Source organism: Enterococcus sp. BWB1-3, from assembly GCF_016745275.1.
Classification (GTDB): domain Bacteria; phylum Bacillota; class Bacilli; order Lactobacillales; family Enterococcaceae; genus Enterococcus_L.
In genome coordinates this window covers 19,631-38,269 of the sequence record NZ_JADOEP010000006.1, presented here as the reverse complement: position 1 = coordinate 38,269, position 18,639 = coordinate 19,631, and the positions used below count along the sequence as shown (strand labels likewise).

Annotated in this window: 16 protein-coding genes and 1 pseudogene; 5 read left to right on the top strand and 12 right to left on the bottom strand. The window is 39.2% G+C overall.

Annotated elements, in window-relative coordinates:
• Positions 1-211 precede the first annotated feature (211 nt).
• Genes IW492_RS06330 through IW492_RS06310 form a run of 5 tightly spaced genes read right to left on the bottom strand, consistent with a single transcriptional unit; the run spans position 212 to position 3,489 of the window.
• Entirely contained in the window at positions 212-655 is a 444-nt protein-coding gene (locus IW492_RS06330) for a precorrin-2 dehydrogenase/sirohydrochlorin ferrochelatase family protein (protein ID WP_202066741.1), read from the bottom strand.
• Entirely contained in the window at positions 636-1,379 is a 744-nt protein-coding gene (locus tag IW492_RS06325; RefSeq protein WP_202066740.1) for a sirohydrochlorin chelatase, read from the bottom strand. Before IW492_RS06325 ends, IW492_RS06330 begins: the two co-directional genes overlap by 20 nt.
• An 11-nt stretch (positions 1,380-1,390) precedes the next feature.
• Positions 1,391-2,035, bottom strand: coding sequence for a response regulator (locus IW492_RS06320; RefSeq protein ID WP_202066739.1), 645 nt, complete (start codon positions 2,033-2,035; stop codon positions 1,391-1,393).
• Positions 2,013-3,053 (bottom strand): sensor histidine kinase, encoded by a 1,041-nt coding sequence (locus IW492_RS06315; RefSeq protein ID WP_202066738.1) that lies wholly within the window; start codon positions 3,051-3,053, stop codon positions 2,013-2,015. The genes IW492_RS06320 and IW492_RS06315 overlap by 23 nt, the downstream gene beginning before the upstream one ends.
• Position 3,054: 1 nt before the next feature.
• Positions 3,055-3,489 carry a GAF domain-containing protein gene (locus IW492_RS06310; RefSeq protein WP_202066737.1) on the bottom strand — a complete coding sequence of 145 codons (435 nt, stop codon included), beginning with the start codon at positions 3,487-3,489 and terminating at the stop codon, positions 3,055-3,057.
• A gap of 107 nt (positions 3,490-3,596) precedes the next feature.
• Between IW492_RS06310 and IW492_RS06305 the strand changes: the two genes are divergently transcribed.
• The 4 genes from IW492_RS06305 (at position 3,597) to IW492_RS06290 (ending at position 9,393) form a co-directional block, all read left to right on the top strand.
• Complete coding sequence (locus IW492_RS06305) at positions 3,597-5,087, top strand: amino acid permease (protein WP_202066736.1); 1,491 nt, start codon at positions 3,597-3,599, stop codon at positions 5,085-5,087.
• Positions 5,088-5,398: 311 nt separating this feature from the next.
• Positions 5,399-6,157 carry a MurR/RpiR family transcriptional regulator gene (locus IW492_RS06300; RefSeq protein WP_202066735.1) on the top strand — a complete coding sequence of 253 codons (759 nt, stop codon included), beginning with the start codon at positions 5,399-5,401 and terminating at the stop codon, positions 6,155-6,157.
• A 283-nt stretch (positions 6,158-6,440) separates the two neighbouring features.
• The gene (locus IW492_RS06295) at positions 6,441-7,769 is read left to right on the top strand and encodes a PTS sugar transporter subunit IIC (RefSeq protein ID WP_202066734.1); all 1,329 of its coding nucleotides are present in this window, start codon (positions 6,441-6,443) and stop codon (positions 7,767-7,769) included.
• A 193-nt stretch (positions 7,770-7,962) separates the two neighbouring features.
• Positions 7,963-9,393, top strand: a complete 1,431-nt coding sequence (locus tag IW492_RS06290; protein WP_202066733.1) for a 6-phospho-beta-glucosidase — start codon at positions 7,963-7,965, stop codon at positions 9,391-9,393.
• Positions 9,394-9,533: 140 nt separating this feature from the next.
• Here IW492_RS06290 and IW492_RS06285 read toward each other — a convergent pair whose 3' ends face one another.
• Positions 9,534-11,756: an ATP-binding cassette domain-containing protein gene (locus tag IW492_RS06285; protein WP_202066732.1), complete on the bottom strand. Its 2,223-nt coding sequence runs from the start codon at positions 11,754-11,756 to the stop codon at positions 9,534-9,536.
• A 160-nt stretch (positions 11,757-11,916) separates the two neighbouring features.
• On the opposite strand from IW492_RS06285, the gene IW492_RS06280 reads away from it, so the two are divergent.
• On the top strand, positions 11,917-12,648 hold the full coding sequence (locus tag IW492_RS06280; protein WP_202066731.1) for a MerR family transcriptional regulator: 732 nt from the start codon (positions 11,917-11,919) through the stop codon (positions 12,646-12,648).
• 181 nt (positions 12,649-12,829) lie between these two features.
• On the opposite strand, the gene IW492_RS06275 is transcribed toward IW492_RS06280, so the two are convergent.
• From IW492_RS06275 to IW492_RS06250, 6 genes and pseudogenes are all read right to left on the bottom strand, one after another.
• Positions 12,830-13,666: a hypothetical protein gene (locus IW492_RS06275; RefSeq protein WP_202066730.1), complete on the bottom strand. Its 837-nt coding sequence runs from the start codon at positions 13,664-13,666 to the stop codon at positions 12,830-12,832.
• A 193-nt stretch (positions 13,667-13,859) separates the two neighbouring features.
• Positions 13,860-14,366, bottom strand: a pseudogene (locus tag IW492_RS06270) (DNA-3-methyladenine glycosylase I).
• Between the two features lie 948 nt (positions 14,367-15,314).
• The gene (locus tag IW492_RS06265; protein ID WP_202066729.1) at positions 15,315-15,491 is read right to left on the bottom strand and encodes a hypothetical protein; all 177 of its coding nucleotides are present in this window, start codon (positions 15,489-15,491) and stop codon (positions 15,315-15,317) included.
• Positions 15,492-15,624: 133 nt separating this feature from the next.
• On the bottom strand, positions 15,625-16,221 hold the full coding sequence (locus IW492_RS06260; RefSeq protein ID WP_202066728.1) for a nitroreductase family protein: 597 nt from the start codon (positions 16,219-16,221) through the stop codon (positions 15,625-15,627).
• Between the two features lie 368 nt (positions 16,222-16,589).
• Complete coding sequence (locus IW492_RS06255; RefSeq protein WP_202066727.1) at positions 16,590-17,861, bottom strand: ABC transporter permease; 1,272 nt, start codon at positions 17,859-17,861, stop codon at positions 16,590-16,592.
• Complete coding sequence (locus IW492_RS06250) at positions 17,862-18,542, bottom strand: ABC transporter ATP-binding protein (protein WP_202066726.1); 681 nt, start codon at positions 18,540-18,542, stop codon at positions 17,862-17,864.
• Positions 18,543-18,639 lie beyond the last annotated feature (97 nt).

The window sequence follows — 18,639 nt, the reverse complement described above, 5'->3', positions numbered from 1 at the left end:
TTGCTCCTGCGATTTCTCGTCGCATAAAGACATTTGCTCCTGCGATTTCTCGTCGCATAAAGGCATTTGCTCCTGCGATTTCTCGTCGCACAAAAAGATTGCTCCTGCGGTTTCTCGTCGCATGAGGAAGCTTTGTCACAACTTCAACCTTTTTCTTTATTTTTTGAGCAAAACGCCCCTAAGATTAAGAATCATTTCACATAGCTTTGTCTTATTGTTTGCTTTCCTTCTCTAAAAATTCCTTCAAATGATTTTTTACTTGCTTAATGTTCGCAGGAGATTTTCCAAAGCTGGATAACGCAATAAGAACTTCTTCATTTTCAATCACTGCCATGTTAAAAAAATCACTATTTTTCTTTTGACTGCAATCATTCACCCATTGCCAATCCTCTGCATCATCAACGATCCTTTGGTTAACCGCCTTTGAATCAGTACATGCGAAAATCAACTGTGCTTCCTTTAGCTGTTCTTTTTGATAAGAAGCTTTAATCAGCTCAATCTCTTCCAGTAGTTGGAATTCTTCTTTAATTTCCAGGGCAATGACAGTTGGTCTGCCCCCAGCTGCAAGCAAGTGCTCTACTTTCCTTAAAGCAATAGTTCCACCGCCGATTACAATAATCTTTTTATTCGTCAGATCAATCATTATTGGGTACATAAAGCGCCTCACGAACAATTTTTTCCAAATCATCAAGAATCCTGTGATCAAATTCCAGTGTCGGTGTAATTATGAAAGTATGATTCGGAAACTCTTTGGTCAGACGTTCCTTCAGCAGATGAATCAGATGTCCGTCAAATAAAAAGAACGGAACAATAATCAACTGAGAATATTTTTGCAATAATCCGTAAATTTGCTCAATATAATCTTCCTGTCCTTTTAGACTCATGGCTGTAACAGGCAATTCTGTCTTTTCTTGCAGTTCCCCGGCAATCTCTTCCAACATCTTTTGAGGTTCTTCCGTTCTTTTTGTCCCGTGAGCTAGAAGGACACCTGCAGTATCTTTGATCTTGCACTCTGCTCTCGCCTGAATAAAGCGTTCCAATAAAATCTGACGGCTGCCTTCTTTATCTCCAAAGGTTTCTGTCTGCTCAATGTCAATTCCCGGATATTTTTTCTGAACTTTTTTTGTTTCCATCGGAATATCCACTAACGCATGTCTGGCAGCAAACAGCAAAACAGGAACGATCACTATTCGGTCTGCACCCTTTTCAATCAACTGTTCAATCTGCCGCTGAATTGTCCATGGATGATTTTCAAGAAACGCTGCCTCTTGAAGAGCCACCTCATTCAGCCGATTCTTCAGCTGCTGAACAAAATCCATCGCTGCTTTATTCTTTTCTTCTTTCTGACTACCATGAAACACATATACTATCCCATTCATTCCCCTTCACCTCACAAATCAATCAGCTGATGCTTTATACTATACTGCAACAACTCAGAAAAAGTTTCAACCTTCAGTTTTTTCATTAAATTAGACTTATGCACTTCCACTGTTTTTACAGAGATAAACAAGCGCTCTGCAATCTCCTTATTGCTGTACCCCAAAGAAACTAACGGTAATACCTCCCGCTCTCTCTTGGACAATCGTTCATATAACTGCTCCTGCTCTTTCGCAGGTTCGCTCAGCCACTTCTGAGGGTCCGCAATGTTAAATATGGGATCAATGACATGCTCTCCTGTCATGACTTTTCGAAGAGCCGCCAACAGCGCTTCATCTGAGGAGCTTTTCAAAATATATCCCCATGCTCCATACTCCAGCGCTTTTCTTAAATATTCTTCTTCGTCATGCATACTCAGAATCACTACTTTTATTTTTGGAAAGCGCTCACTGATCCGCTGGGTTGTCTGCAATCCATTTTCTCCCGGCGGCATCCGAACATCCATCAACACAATATCAACTGGATGCTGATCCAGCAATAAAAATGTTTCTGTGCCGTCTGCTGCATCCCCGACAACCTGAATTTCCGGATCTGATTCCAACAGGAGGCGCAATCCGCTTCGAACCACCGCATGATCATCTGCTATTATTATATTCATAGGTTCCTCCCTGTTTGATAGGCAGCATCAGCACAACTGTTGTTCCTTTCTCTATTTCACTTTGTATGTTTAATATTCCGCCAACAGATTCGGCACGTTCCCGCATATGCAGCAGCCCCAGGCCCCCAGATGTTTCTTTCCTAATGCCCGCAATTGAGAAGCCTTTCCCATGGTCCCTAACCTCCAAATGAAGCAGGTTCTCCCGGTCATGCAGCGTAACCCAGATTTCATCAACTTCTGCATACTTAATGCTGTTCATCAGACTTTCCTGCAAGACTCTGTATGTCACTGTCTCGACCTTATCTGAAAAACGCTGCTGTCCCAAAACTGGAATAAAATGAATCATCACACCCGTAGTTTCCATCAACCGCTGCAGCAAAGCTTCAATTGCCGGAATCAACCCCAGATCATCCAGTGCTGTTGGTCGAAGGTCAATGGCAAGCTGCTTCACTTCACGTAACAGCTCTACAAAATCCTTATCAATTTCACTGATCTTATACAGCTGCTCTTCTTTCTGATTTAGACGTTTCAACAGTCTGACATCCAGCATCAGACTGTATATACTTTGTGCCAGACCATCATGAAGTTCCTGAGAAATTGCTTTTCTTTCGGTTTCATGCGCCTGATTGACATATTCAATTAAACGCTTATTTTCAATTACCTGACGCAGCTTGTCCTGAGCATCTGCGCGTCTGAGACTCAACAGCTCGACCTCATCAGATACCTCAGTCAAACTGCCGCTGAAATGCTCCTGACGACCGTCTTTTGTTTCCAAAATAAGCGGGAATACTTCTTTGGTCCAGTTTTCCTTCACTTCACAGTTCAGACAGTTTTCCATCGTAGTATGCAGCATACAGCCTTTTCCATTTGCAATCTCAATAATTTTTTGCAGTGGAACCTTCATCTGCTTCTCCAATTCAACAGCTGCTTTATTTCTTTTGATTTCACCTGAGCGAAAAAGTAAATACAATCCATCCGCAGCTGACAAGAATATGTCTTCAAATATTTTCTTTTCCATCCTATTCCTCCAACAATGGTATCAGCTCTTCTGCTTTATCTTCGACACTTTTTAATTGATCCATTTCCATCACATTAGGGGTCCGAGAACCAAACAGTAAAACCCCCTGTACTCTTCCATTTTTGAGAATTGGTGCTGCAACTGCAGTTTCAAGCTTTTCCATTCTGGCAATCGGCAACTCCAACAGATTTTTTGGATTTCTCTGCAGCTCTGAAGCCTGATAGCTTCGACCCGTTCGCCACACGATTCCTGCGATGCCCTTACCAACCTGAAGGTGGATTCTCCGGTAATTTTCATTGGTATTTCCTGAAACATATGCCCAATGAATCGTTCGGCTGTTTGTCCCTTCATTTACTTTTGACAAAGCAATTCCGATAAAATCAACATGCAGCTGCTTCCTCATGTTATCAATCTCCGCTTGTATCTGAACAGACATTTTCATACTCCTATTCCCTATTTTTTTTAAAAGTACTTGTTTTATTCATTAAACTTTTTTATGCTGAAATCATTAAACCTATCTATAAAAATAAAGGAAACCTTTCTATGACTAAATACAGACAAATTCTCAGTTCCAAACGATTAGTGATGATTATCACAACCACAGTTTTTTCTTTTTCCAGTCTGACAACTGCATTCTTCCTTATGGGTATGAGTGCCCTGCCTTATTTTATTTGGGCGGCTGTTTTTTATTTTATCCCATATGCTCTTATTATATCAGAATTTACATCCGTTTATAAAAATGATTCCGGCGGCTTGTATCACTGGCTGTCTGATTGTTTATCCGAGAAAACCGCATTTATTGCTGCTTTTTTATGGTACTGCAGTTATTTTGTCTGGATGATCAGTTTATTTATGAAACTATGGATACCTCTGTCGCTTCTATTTGTCGGGAAAGATCTTACAAAGGAAGCGAGCCCTGTCTCATTTTTCAGCACAACACAGCTGATTGGTCTGCTTTCCATATTTGCGGTTTGCTGCACATTGGCACTCAGCAGCCGCGGCTTCAAGCCAATCACCAGACTTTTAGTTATCAGCAGCACCTTGATGTGCCTGCTGGTTTTCATCAGCTTCAGCAGTAATTTGCTTCTTCAGCTTTTGCAGCCTGATCAAATTATTCCCCACCTGCAGACCAGTGCACAAAAGTCTGTTTCTGCTCAAGGAGGGTCTGTTCTTTCCAAACTCAGCTTTATGATTTTTGCCATTACTGCTTTTGGCGGTCTGGATACTATTGCCAGTATGGTAGATAAAACTGGGGGTGAGAAGAAAAAATTTCCCCGTCTTGTTATTATCAGCAGCGTACTGATTGTTCTTTGCTATTTTACAGGTATTTTTTTGTGGAGCGGCGCAATGGACTGGCAAAAGCTCCAACAGGACCCAACTCTCCATTTAGGAAATCTAATGTACAGCCTGATGAATACTTCAGGGCAGCAGTTGGCCAATGCTTTAGGTGGATCTTCTGAAACAGCAGTTTGGACAGGACAACTTTTTAGTCGTCTGACTGCTCTAACTCTGCTCCTATCTTATATTGGACTGCTTTCTTCAATTTTTTATCTGCCTTTGCGGGTTTTGGTTGAAGGAACCCCCGATCATTACTGGCCTCTATGGATGCGAAAGAAAAACAGTCAGGAAATGCCGACAAATGCCCTATTTATTCAAGGTCTTCTAATCAGTTTATTTATTCTGGCCGTCACATGGGGGAATTCTTACGTCTCCGTGCTTTACAATCAACTGACCATGATGACGAACATTTCAAGAGCACTGCCTTATCTGCTTGTTGCTCTTGCTTATCCGGCTTTCAAAAAAAGATATGCAAAACAATCAGATATACTGCACGTACATCCGAAACTGCTGCCCATTATTATCAGCCGAAGCGTAGTACTGACCATCACTCTGTCCATTCTTTCTCAGTTGTATGTTCCGCTAATGGAAAAAAATTACAGCCAGACACTCAGTTTGGCAATGGGCCCATTGATTTTTTCTCTGATTGGTTCCATTCTCTATCAACGCTTCTTCAATAAGAAACTAGCTGAATAGAGAAAACAGGTCTTCAACTTTCAGTATGTAACAGGCTTCCATTGGAAATGTCTGACTTGCAGATGCATTTTTCTCTCAAAAAAATGCATCTGAGAAATTTTATTTTGTAGGTCCCATTTATGCAGATTTTTTAAGATATACCCACGATGAACTTAAAATTGTTAATTTTCAAAAAGCGGTATTTCAATTCTTTTACTAATTGAAATACCGCTTTTTTATATTATTTTTAGTTTTCTCTATTAACTATCGCTATACGTTTTTCCTTTTGTATTGTAAACTGAAAAGGACGTTATATAGGGAGGGGAACTGCTTTGTTTGATTTGGAAAAAATTCAATCATTAAATGATTTGGAATTGATTGTCTATCAATATATCATTGAACATCTGGAACAGATTCCTAAACTGACTATTCGCGAACTTTCAGCAAAATGCCATGTTTCAACCTCAACTATTTTAAGATTTTGTACCAAAATGGACTTTGAAGGGTTTTCTGAATTAAAATTTGCTGTAAAGAAAGCAAACAACGAACCAAGTGAATTTGAAGATTATTATGCTTCTGCAGTACATGTAGATTCGTTTCTCAAAAAAATCAATCGCGAGACTTACCAGGAAACCTTCAAACCGGCAGTTGACCTTATTTTAAACGCCCGTCATGTTGTCTTTATTGGTTTGGGTACCAGCGGTGTTTTAGGCGGCTACGGCAGCCGGTATTTTGCCAATATTGGAATCAACGCCTATAGCGTAGGCGATCCATTTACACCTATTCCACCAAGGGGATTTGAGAGTACACTGGTTGTGGTTTTGTCTGTTTCCGGTGAAACCTCTGAACTGATTAAAATGGTATTGGATTTCAAAAAATCCAATGCACATATTTTAAGTATTACTAATGATGAAACATCAACAATTGCGCGACTGGCAGATTACAATATTTCCTATTATATGCCGGACGAAAAATCTGCTTATGCAGATCCATATATTAATCTGACCACTCAAATTCCGGTTATTGCTTTGATTGAGCTGCTTGCTCATCAGGCTGGAAAACAGCTTTCAGCACAAGCTGCGGATAAATAACTATCCTGGTTAAAATGAACAGTTTCATCCCTTAACTATTTGATTTCTTGTTTCAGAGCTTATGAAAAGCAGATATTAAAATGTTGGTTTACCGGCGTTTTAAGTCTGCTTTGTTTTTTTGGACGGAACATGTTTCTCAAAGAAGAAAATCTATATATTTTTTTCATCTGATCTCTTATAGTTATCTTGTAAACGTATTCAGTCAATCGGGGTATTTTATTTCTGAATACACACTACGAACTTATTTTTCTACATGATTAATTTTTAGAGGAGATGAATTAGAATGAATGAATGGATGAACGACAAAATCCTTCCACCCGTACTAAAATTTGTTAACACAAAACCAATTACTGCTTTAAGAAACGGTATGCTGTACACCATGCCATTTACGATCGTCGGTTCTATTTTCCTGCTTCTTGCCAATATCCCTTATGAACCGGCAGCGAACTGGGTAACTGAATCTGGTTTGGGCGTCTATTTTAATCAGGCATTTGGTGCATCTTTTGCTATTATGGCTGTTTTTGCCGTTATCGGTATTGCTTATTCCTATGTTAAAGCGGAAGGCTTTGAAGGTCTTCCTGCCGGTATGATCGGTTTAGTCATCTTTATTCTGTTTATGGCTGCTGAAGTGACCGATGCAGAAAGCGGCGCGACCATTGGCAATATTATTGACAAAACCTGGACTGGCGGTCAGGGAATGATCACCTCCATTATTGTTGGTTTAGTTGTCGGCTGGGTATACAGCTGGTTCCTGCGTCATGACATCCGAATCAAGCTGCCTGAACAGGTTCCTGAAAATGTGGCAAACTCATTTACAGCACTGATTCCTGCTGCAGCATTAATCACTGGTGCAATGCTGATTTATATTTTCTTTGATAAAGTATTCAGCACAACATTCTTTGACTTTATTTACGACATTCTGCAGTCACCGCTTCAAGGGGTAACAGATACGCTTGGCGGAGCATTGATTATCGGTTTCCTTGTTCCATTTTTCTGGTTTTTTGGTGTCCATGGTTCAACTATCGTTGGTGGGATCATGGAGCCGATTTTACAGGCAAACTCCTTGGAAAACACGGAAATCCTGAAGGCCGGTAAAGCACTGACCATTGAAAATGGCGGACATATCGTGACAAAACAGTTTATGGATCAGTTCCAGACTGTTACAGGTGCCGGTATGACGATTGGATTAGTTGTCTTCATGGTATTCTTTGCAAAATCAGCTCAGTTCAAACAGCTTGGTCGTCTATCACTCGCGCCGGCAATTTTCGGTATCAATGAGCCTATTACTTTTGCAACACCAATTGTTATGAACCCAATCATGATGATTCCGTTCATTTTAACACCTGTTATTTCTTCTATCATTACGTATTTTGCCTTGTATACCGGGTTGGTACCGCTTTTCACAGCTGTTCAGGTTCCATGGACAACACCAGCCATTCTTTCCGGCTTACTTGTCGGCGGCTGGCGGACAGCATTACTGCAGGCGTTTGTCCTGGTACTTGGCTTCTTCATCTACCTGCCGTTTGCAAGAAAGATGGATGCAATTAACTATGCTCAGGAAACAAATCAACCCATTGAAGAAAGTATTTTAGAAAAAATTGAAGCACAATAATTCTTAAGCACAGGAAGAGGTTGTAACTGCCCTTCTAAATACAGATAAATGCTGGGACAGAAGCCGCCCATACGCTGACTTATCGCAGAAGAATTTTTCCTGTCTGCGGTTTTCGGCGCAGATAATCTCACACAAGCGCTTCTGTTCCAGATTTTCTATTATCATACACTAACAATTGAAAAGGACGATGATTATGTCAATTTTAAAAAAGAACTTTCTATGGGGCGGCGCAGTCGCCGCCCATCAGCTGGAAGGCGGCTGGGATCAGGGGGGGAAAGGCATCAGCGTCGCAGATGTATTGACAGTCGGTGCACACGGGACACCCAGAAAAATTACAGATGGTGTTATTCCAGGTGAAAATTATCCAAACCATGAGGCAATTGATTTTTATCACCGCTACAAGGAAGATGTGAAACTGTTTGCTGAGCTTGGCTTGAACTGCTTTCGAACCTCCATTGCCTGGAGCAGAATTTTTCCAAACGGCGATGAAGAAACACCAAATGAAGAAGGTCTGCAATTTTATGATGACTTATTTGATGAATGTTTGAACTATGGAATTGAACCGATCATTACCCTCTCTCATTTCGAAATGCCTTATCATTTGGTAACAGAATACGGCGGCTGGCGCAGTCGTAAGCTGATTGATTTTTTTACCCGGTTTGCTGAGGTCTGCTTTGAACGTTACAAAGATAAAGTAACCTACTGGATGACATTCAATGAAATCAACAACCAAACAAATTTTGAAGAAGACTTTTTTCCATTTACAAATTCAGGAATCAAATATACGGAAAAAGATAACCGGGAAGAAATCATGTATCAGGCTGCCCACTATGAATTAGTTGCCAGTGCAGAAGCCGTAAAAATAGGGCACCAAATCAAACCTGATCTGCAAATCGGCTGTATGACAGCTATGGTTCCCATCTATCCTTATTCCTGTTCACCAGATGACATGATGGCTTCAGTCAGTGCCATGCAGAAAAGATACTGGTTTACAGATGTTCATGTACGCGGTCATTATCCAAGTACCATCGAACGTTATTTGGATCGCAAAGGCTATCGGCTGGATATCACCTCCAAAGACTTGGATACTTTGGCTGAAGGCTGTGTAGATTACATTGGTTTCAGCTACTATATGTCGTTTGCAGTAAAGGGAGAAAATAAAGCCCCTGCATTTGATTACAACGAATCAAAAGATCTGGTCAAAAATCCTTATGTCGAAGCATCTGACTGGGGGTGGCAAATTGATCCTCAAGGTCTCCGTTATGCCATGAACTGGCTTAATGACCGATATGAATTGCCTTTATTTATCGTTGAAAACGGCTTTGGCGCAATAGACGAACTTCTACCTGCTCAAACTGTGGATGATCAGTATCGTATTGATTATCTTAAAGCACATATTGAAGCGATGAAAGAAGCTGTGGCATACGATGGAGTTGATCTGATCGGCTATACGCCGTGGGGCTTTATTGATCTTGTTTCAGCAGGGACCGGTGAAATGAAAAAGCGTTATGGTTTCATTTATGTTGATAAAAATAATGATGGCAGCGGCTCAATGAATCGGTATAAGAAAAAATCATTCGACTGGTATCAGGAAGTTATTAAATCCAATGGTGAAAAACTATAAATCTCAGCTTTATTATCTCAACTAAAAGAATAGATAAAATTAGATTCCGTTCAAAAAAGAAGAAACATGAGCTTGTTTATGAAATCTCATGTTTCTTCTTTTCCAAATTTTGACTATTTATTATTCAGTATCTTTTTTATTTACAAGTATTTTCCTGTCAGTGAACTAGTTTCACTAATATCCGCAGGTTTCCCTTCAAAAACAATCTGTCCGCCCCGATCCCCTCCATCAGGTCCTATATCTACAATCCAGTCTGCCTGTCGAATAATATCTACATGGTGTTCAATCACAACTACTGTATTTCCTTGGTCCACGAGATGGTTCATAATTTTCATAATTTGTTCGATATCCGAAAGATGCAGCCCAGTCGAAGGTTCATCTAAAATATAAATACTGCCTTGTTTGTAAAACTCACTTGCCAGCTTCATCCGCTGGCATTCTCCTCCAGATAAGGTGCTCATCGGCTGACCAATCGCTAAATAATCCAACCCTACCTGCGACATTGCCTTCAGCTTTTTAACTATCCCAGCAGTATTGAAAAAATTCAAGCTTTCTTCTACTGTCAAAGCAAGTACTTCATTAATCGTAAGGTCCTGATATCGGTAGCTCAGCACTTCCTGCTTAAATCTTTTACCTTCACAGACTGGGCACTCCAACTTTACAGCATCCATAAATGCAAGATTCGTTTCAATGTATCCCTGCCCTTTACAGTTCTCACAAGCTCCTGTGGAATTGTAGCTGAATAATGAAGGAGAGACACTGTTTACCTGACCAAACAATTTTCTTATGGCATCCATAATCCCAATATATGTAGCAGGATTCGAGCGGGAATTTGTCTGCGCAGCAGCTTGGTCAATGACAATAGCTTCTGGAAATTGAGCAAGAAAAGATTCTCTAACCAATGTGCTTTTCCCTGATCCGGCTACTCCTGTGATCAGACTCAATGTTTTTTTGGGAATATTTAATGAAATATTTTTCAGATTATGCCTAGAAGAGGTCCTCCCCTGATAAAAATCAACAGCCTCCCTCGGCTCCTGATTGATAGGCACCTGATTTTTCAGAAAAGTTCCTGTCAGAGTATTTGAGTTCAGCAACTCACCATAACTTCCAGTGAACATAATTTCTCCTCCATGCTTTCCTGCATGAGGTCCCACTTCTATGACCTGATCAGCAATCTTAATCACATCCGGATCATGCTCTATCACAATGACTGTGTTTCCCTTATCCCTTAGCTTAATCAGCAGCTCATTCAGCCGATGAACATCTCTTGGATGCAAACCAATACTCGGCTCATCAAATATATACAGCAAGTCAACCAGACTATTGTTCAAATGCTTTACCATTTTCACTCGTTGAGATTCTCCTCCAGATAACGTCGCTGTCTCCCGATCCAGACTTAAATAGCCTAACCCAATATCAACCAAATTTCCGACTTTTTCCTGTAGACCACGTAAAATAGGCAGCGCCTGCGGCAACTCGAATGTTTCAAGTACTGACTGTAGTTCATTTAGCTGAAAAGCAGTCAGATCAGCAATAGAATATCCGGCTACTTGAACCTGTAACGCTTTCTGTGATAATCTTTTTCCTTCACATACAGAACAAATCGTTTCATGTGTATATTCATTTAAAACTTTCTGTGCTCGTGCAGTCAATTCCCCTTCTTTCATAAGATAGAGACGATTAAACTTGATGACAAGACCTTCATAGCTGGAATTCACACCATCAATTTTAACTTTAAGATCCTGACCATACAACAGAAGCTCCAGTTCCTCCGAAGTATATTCTTTAATCTTTTTATTTACATCGAACAATCCCGAATCAAGATAACTTTTCATATACCATTCTGTGTTTTTAAATGGCGGAAAAATAATGGCTCCTTCTGCCAATGACTGTTCCCGGTCCAAAAGCTTATTTTCATCCACTTCCACTTTCCTTCCGAGCCCCTGACATTCCCTGCACATCCCTTCTTTGTCATTAAAGGAAAAATGATTAGCTGTTCCAATACTTGGCTGACCTACTCTTGAAAATAATACTCTCAATAAAGAATTGATATCCGTAATTGTTCCCAGCGTTGAGCGGGAATTCCCACCCAGTCTTTTTTGATCAATTACAACCGAAGTCGATAAATTCTCAATGGAATCTACATTGGGCTCCTTGTATTTTGGTAAAAAAGAGCGAACAAATGCACTGAAGGTTTCATTCAGCTGTCTTTGCGATTCGCTTGCAATTGTCTCAAATACAATCGATGACTTTCCTGAACCAGATACTCCTGTAAAAACAGTTATTTTTCTCTTCGGGATAACGACATCCACATTCTTTAAGTTATTTTCTCTTGCACCGGTAATTCGCAGATATTCTATCATATCGCGTCCTCCTTCAATTGTTTATTTTCAATGCTACACTCTGCTTTTTATAGCAGCAACCCTATCATAACACTTTAATGCAAATTCTAAAGTTTTGTTTTAAAAAGCCCTTTATTATAATATACTTATACTAAAAGTTTAGCATAGAGAGGAGTTTATAATGAATTATCGTCCAATTGATATTGCAAAAAAACTAAATATAAGCACCAGTCTGCTGCGACATTATGAAAAATACGGACTGTTTCCTAAACCTGATCGTTCTGCAAGCGGCTATCGTATCTATACAGAAACAAGCTTGCACTTCTTGAAAGCCGTTCGAACATGTACTCTTGCTTATGGTTATCAAATGACTAAAGAAATGACAGCTCTTGTTGAAAAAAGAAAATATATTCAATTATTTTGGCTGATTAATGATGCACAGTTTAAATTGCATCAACAAAAGCATATTACTGAGCAGACTTTGGCATTGCTTCATGAAGAAGAAAGTCATGTGATTACACACATGCCTAAAAAAGGCTGGATCAGCATTGGGGAAGCAGCCGAACGTTTGTCTGTTACTGAAACAACGATCCGTCACTGGTCTAAAGAAGGGCTCATCCAAATACCCAGAGATGTTGAAAGCAATTATCGACAATTTGATGAACAAGCATTAAGAAGACTTCTGATCATCCGGCTGATTCGATCATCAATCTGGTCACTGGACACAGTCAGAGAAATACTGAATACATTCAATGCTGATACACCAGCAGAGCTGATCAAATTGGCAGAGCAGTCCCTTCAGGCACTGAATAAGGGACTGGAGCGTCAATTCATCGCTCAAAACTATTTGTATCAGCTGATTACCTTTTTAACCCCCGAGTACTTTATTGATTTTCCCGGAATGGAATTCTAGGACCTAAGAGAGGTTAATAGTAAGAGATAGTTTCTTTTTAAACCAAATGATAGACAACGAACTTTTAGAAAGTACAACAAAACGAAAAGCAAAGTCTCTTAGGAGTCCTTCGCTTTCCGTTTTATACTTAAAAAATTTTGGGACTGCTTTTAACAGTGAGCCGCTTGTCTAAAATCAATATCTATTCCCAAATAATCGGTACGACACAATTTGTCACGGCATCAAAATTTCCGTCCTGAGAGCTGGCGCTGAAAGTAAATTGAATCGTTGTTGTTTCTTCTTCGATATTGCTTATAGTTATTTTCTGATCTTCCAATGTTAGCTGTGCTTCTCCAATAGCCCCAGCCTCTTCATCAGCCTCCCATAGAGTTGCTTCAACTCCACATGTACCATCAAACTGAGTAGAGTAAGTAACTGGATGTCTCATATTAAATGTTTTAGTCGTTCTATCAACATACACTGCAGGAAATTCAACCCTTCCATAACCAACAGCAGTTACCCTTTCTAAATTCTCTAAATCAGAAAGCGGACTGAAATCAAAAACAGAACCATAATAACCTAAGTGAAGTGTCTTTAAATTTTTCAGTTCTCCAAAGGGCGTAATGTCTACCGGAGTACTTCTTCCCGGTTCAAAAGAATAACAGAAAAATTGCTCTAAGCTATCCATCCCGCTAATCGGGCGAAAATCAACCACATATAAATCGGTACTTGCTGTATATGATAAACTCGTCACATTTTTAGCAAATTGAAGTCCTTCCAAAGAACTTACATTACTGGCACTCAATTGTTCCAGCCGCTCCATTTGGCTAACTGTTGGAAGCTCATTTTCAACGGGCTCTTCTTCCCCAGTTTCAGGATTCCATTTCACTTGTTCAACAATCTCTGACCTAAGATTATCATCCGGAATATACACCTTCCGTTCATTTGCCGTTGTGCTTTGCCCCAAGATTAGTCCAAGTGCAAGAGTTGCTGCTCCTCCCAGTAAAGATAATAATACTGTTTTTACACTTTTCTTCATTTCAAATCCCTCTCCTTTACAACAAGATAATTTAATCATATCATTAAAAGCTGTAAAGTGAATAAATGTTTCGATATTCATTACAAAAATCGTTAAATTCTATCGGAAACAATCTGTAAATACGAGAGGAAAATAAAAAGGTATGAACACAAGAAATATTTGTACTTCTGCATTTTATACCCAGTCTTTACATCTATACAGCTGCTTCATCCTTTATTATTCCTGCAGCCTTTAAAAACATACAGGTTACTACCGGTCCTACAAAGGAAAAACCTCTTTTCTTCATGTCCTTTGCAATCGTTGTTGCCTCTGGAAGTACATTAGGAATCTCTTCCTCTGATTTATAGTTTTTTACAACAGGAACTCCGCCAACAAAATCCCACAAATACTCTGAAAAGCTGTCGTACTCCTCCAGCAGTCTGACGATTGCACGTGCATTTTGTATCACTGCCTTTATCTTTCTTGGATTCCGGATCATATCAGGATCTTTTGCAATACGCTCAACATCATCTGGAAAGAAAGCAGCAACCTGTCGAAAATCCATCTCACAAAAATTTCGCATCAGCACATCTTTTTTCCCAGCCGCGGCCTGCCAGCTCAAGCCCGCTTGAAAGACACCCACTGTTAATAATAAAAAGAGCTCCTGATCATTTTTCCCCGGCTTTCCCCATTAATCGCTGTACCATTGATATTTTTTCATTACTCCTGCCTCCTCTTAAATCCAACATGTTCCAGTGTAGTTGGATATTTTATACATCACAAATATTGAATTTTTTTCTCCGACTTTCAGTTTTTATTATTGTATCATATTCATTATTTTCACCTAGTATAATAATGTACGCAAAAACTGAGGAAACATTTTTAATAGACTTCAAATAGATTGAATACGAGCTTCATCTGTTTTTTCAGTTTCCTAAACAGGAACAAATCTGCCAATACGTTTTCCTCAGCATATCTAATAACCATATTCATGTATTTTTTAGGTACCCTTTAACCAGAATATAGCTGATCTGTCTTTTTATAAGTAACTACTTTTGATTCTTTATTCTTGGTATCTCTTTGAATCGCTCGCCCGCTTCTTTTTGTTGAAAATAAGTCAGAAGCTCTTTTCACTCCCTTAATCTGAACCTGTCAGCTATCTTCTTTAAAATAAACCCTAACATTATCATTCAAAAGAGCCTGATTGATTTTTTCATCGTTGTACTTATTCTGTTTTTTTAGGATACACCTCTTTTTCAAATTTTTTCTTTTCAGAATCAGATGAATTTCCCAGCCGCTCTCTCGCCTATAAAATGGCAATTGGAATCACCCAATCTTCCAGATAAGCTTCTACCAAAGAGCATTACTAATGGTTATAGTCTTTTTCCACAGTAGTGGTTCAAAAATTCGGATCGTCCTTTGGCCCATAGCATTACTACTCATCTCCTCTTCTATCAAGCAAAGAAGCTGTCGCTGATAATCGAATAAATTTGTCCTATAACACAACCGGCTTCCTTTGATACCAAAAAGATATAAACTGTGGTCAGCTCTGCCATCTGTCCATATTACTGCATTTACACCGCTTCCTTTAGAAATAAGCTACGGACTTGGTTCCGAGCTTTGATCTGTAAAACTTCCTTTAAATCGCCTACTATTGCACCAGCTATCCTCATTTTTCCCTTTTTTGTTCAACAGAAATATCTCTTGTATACAGGACAGGACTCTCTTTATTTATGGACTCATGTATTTTAAGCTTTAATCTTTTTATAAACGCTTCATTAGGTGCTGCATACTTTTTACCAGCCAGATCTAAATTACAATTTCGAGCATCTATTACAATCAGCATATTCGTCCTTCTCTGCCTTTTTACTATACTTTAGTATAGAACTTAAAAAAAATTACTCCGCTGCTTGAAAAAAACACTGATATCCCAAGCGATAGACGCTATGATACCAGTGTTCCAAAAATTTACTATTTACTTAGCTGAATTCCATAAATCGGTTTTCATCACTCATATACTCTTTTTCACCAGCAGGTTCTTCGATTGAACCAAATACCAGTTGGCCTCTTAACTTCCAGCTGTCTGGAATGTTCCATTCTTTCGCAACAGCTTCATCAATTACTGGGTTATAATGCTGCAAGTTTGCGCCAATATTAATTTCTGCCAATGCGGTCCAGACATTAGCCTGAGTCAGACCGCTTGCTTGTTCAGACCAGACAGGGAAATTTTCAGCATACAATGCAAATTGCTCCTGCAGGTTTTTAACAATATCCTGATCTTCAAAGAACAAAATAGTACCGGCAGCAGCAGTAAAACTTTTTAGTTTCTCCTGAGTATTAGGGAATGCTTCAGCAGGAGTTAATGGCTTCAACGCTTTCTCTGTTATATCCCACAGTTTTTTATGGGCATCCCCAAACAAAAATACCACCCGTTGTGTTTGAGAGTTAAAAGCAGTCGGGCTTTCTTTTACCACTTCTTTAACAAGTGCAGTAAGTTCATCTCTTGTCTTTGGCAGATTATTTCCTAAAGCATAAATTGAACGACGATTCTTTAATCCATTTACAAAATTTGACATAATTTACTTCCATCCTTTCATCATTACAAATCAATAATTACTGCTACTGTTATTACTATACACCCTTACGAAAAGTAAGTAAAAAGATATGCCTATTTTTGCTTGATTATTTTTTATTTTCTCGAAGTCGCATACATTTAAGCTTAAAATCAAAGAATTTCACTTGGGAAACGTTCTCTTTATCAATCTGGTTATCCGCAAGAAATGGATGAATTTCATAAATTAAAAGGAGGTCAGTACAAATACTCATGAGGGTGATAGCCCTCATGAGTATTTGTACTGACGTTTATTCAGGGATAGATACGAAAAGCGTTCAGAACTTTATTTCTGTCCCGCTCTCTTTTTCTCCAACTACTGTTTCCGTTTATTTATTCATACCTTAGTGACTCAATTGGATCTAAGCTTGCTGCTCTTCTTGCCGGCAGTGTTCCTGCAAGGAACGCAATAACCATAATGATGACAATAATCGAGAGACTGGAAATTGGCGAAAATTGTAATAGCGTAAACCCAGTTAATGCATCTAAAAATGACTTTGCAGCAAACTGATTAATAAACACACTTGCCCCCATTGCACCAGCAATTCCTAAGACAGAACCAAGGAATCCGATCAGTGCTGCTTCAACACTGAAGATCATAAATACTTTCCCGCTGCTCAATCCCATAGCTTTCATCAAACCAATCTCTCTCGTTCTTTCCTGAACAGACATATACAGAGTATTGATAATTCCAAAGCTGGCTGCCAACAAGGCAATAGCTCCGAACATTGTTAATACTCCAGTGATAGCATTGATAATATCCCGAATCATACCAATTTCATCTTCAACAGTCGTTGCGGTATAACCGTCCTCTTCCAGCTTCTTCTGGATTTCTTTGACTTCCTCTGTTGACAGCCCATCTGCCGTCACTGCTGAAATTGCAGTATACTGGTTCTTCATTGCATCGGGCAGCCCTTTCTCATTAATTTCAGCAATTCTGTTTCCCAACGCCTTGCTGACGATTGATTGACCGCCTTGAATCAGGCTGGTTGTTCGAACCCCGATAATTTTAGCTTCTAAAATTTCCTGCTCACCTGTTGCCTGAGAACTGACAGCAATTCTAACTATTTCGCCTATAGCATCCTGTGCTTTTTTATAACCCAAGCTTTCCAAGTATTCAGGAGCAAGATTTAGTTCATAAGCTTCCCCAGTTGAAGTTACTTCTTTCCCAGCTTCCAAATCTATTGTTATCTCACTCGGTGTTGCTGCAGAAAAAACAAATTTTTTATCTCCCGTCCCCTGAATATAGTCAGTTGACAGGAACATGAAAGGCTCTGCTTTTTTAATCCCTTTTTTCTCTTTTATTTTATCCAAATCCCTGTTTGAAAGGTATTCCATTTCAGCACTTGCCTGTTCTGGATTATATTCAGCCGGCCCGTCACTGCTTTCCATTCCTGTTTCCATCTTAGGCTGGACAAACAACTGATTTTCTCCGCCTACACTGCTGACTTGTTTATCAATATAATCATTCACACCTGTATTTACACCCGTTGTTAAAGAGATAGTGAAGGCGCCAATAAATATTGCCACAACAGTTAAAATCGTTCTTCCTTTATTTCTTAATAAATTTGCTCCTGCTGATTTTAAAATATCACTGATTTTCATTTATTCATCCCCTTCTATGATTTCTCCATCTTTAATACGTATTTGACGATCACAACGAGCAGCTAATTCATCATCATGAGTCACTATAATCAGTGTAATTCCTGATTTTTTATTCAGATCAAATAATAATTTTTCAATTTTTTCCCCTGTAGTTGAATCGAGGTTGCCGGTCGGCTCATCAGCAAAAATAATCTGAGGATTATTTACCAATGCACGTGCAATACAAACCCGCTGTTTTTGTCCTCCCGATAAATTATTTGCTTTATTGTTGGTCTTATCTTCCAGTTCCACTGCTTTCAACGCCTTCATTGCCATTTCTTTTCTTTGACGTCCTGATATTCCGGCAATTTTTAACGGAAGCATTACATTATTTAAAACTGTATCTTTCGGATTCATAAAAAACTGCTGAAAAACAAAGCCAAAGCCTTCATTTCTCATATGGTTCAGTTCCTTTGTCTTGATATTTTTAACACTGCTTCCATTCAATAAAACTTCACCCGAAGTAGGTTTATCCAATAATGCCAAAATATGCATTAATGTAGACTTGCCGGAACCGCTTTTCCCAATAATTGCTATAGACTCGCCTTGTTCGATTTTAAGATCAATTCCCTTCAGTGCTTCAAACTTTGATTCATTTCGTCCATAGCTTCTTTTCAACGCTCTTGCTTCAATTACAGACATGATTATCCTCCATCATTTTTTACTGATTTTTTATCACATCTTTCATTTTGAAGCAACACCTGTTACTTGTCATGGTACTGAGGATGTATTTATTTCT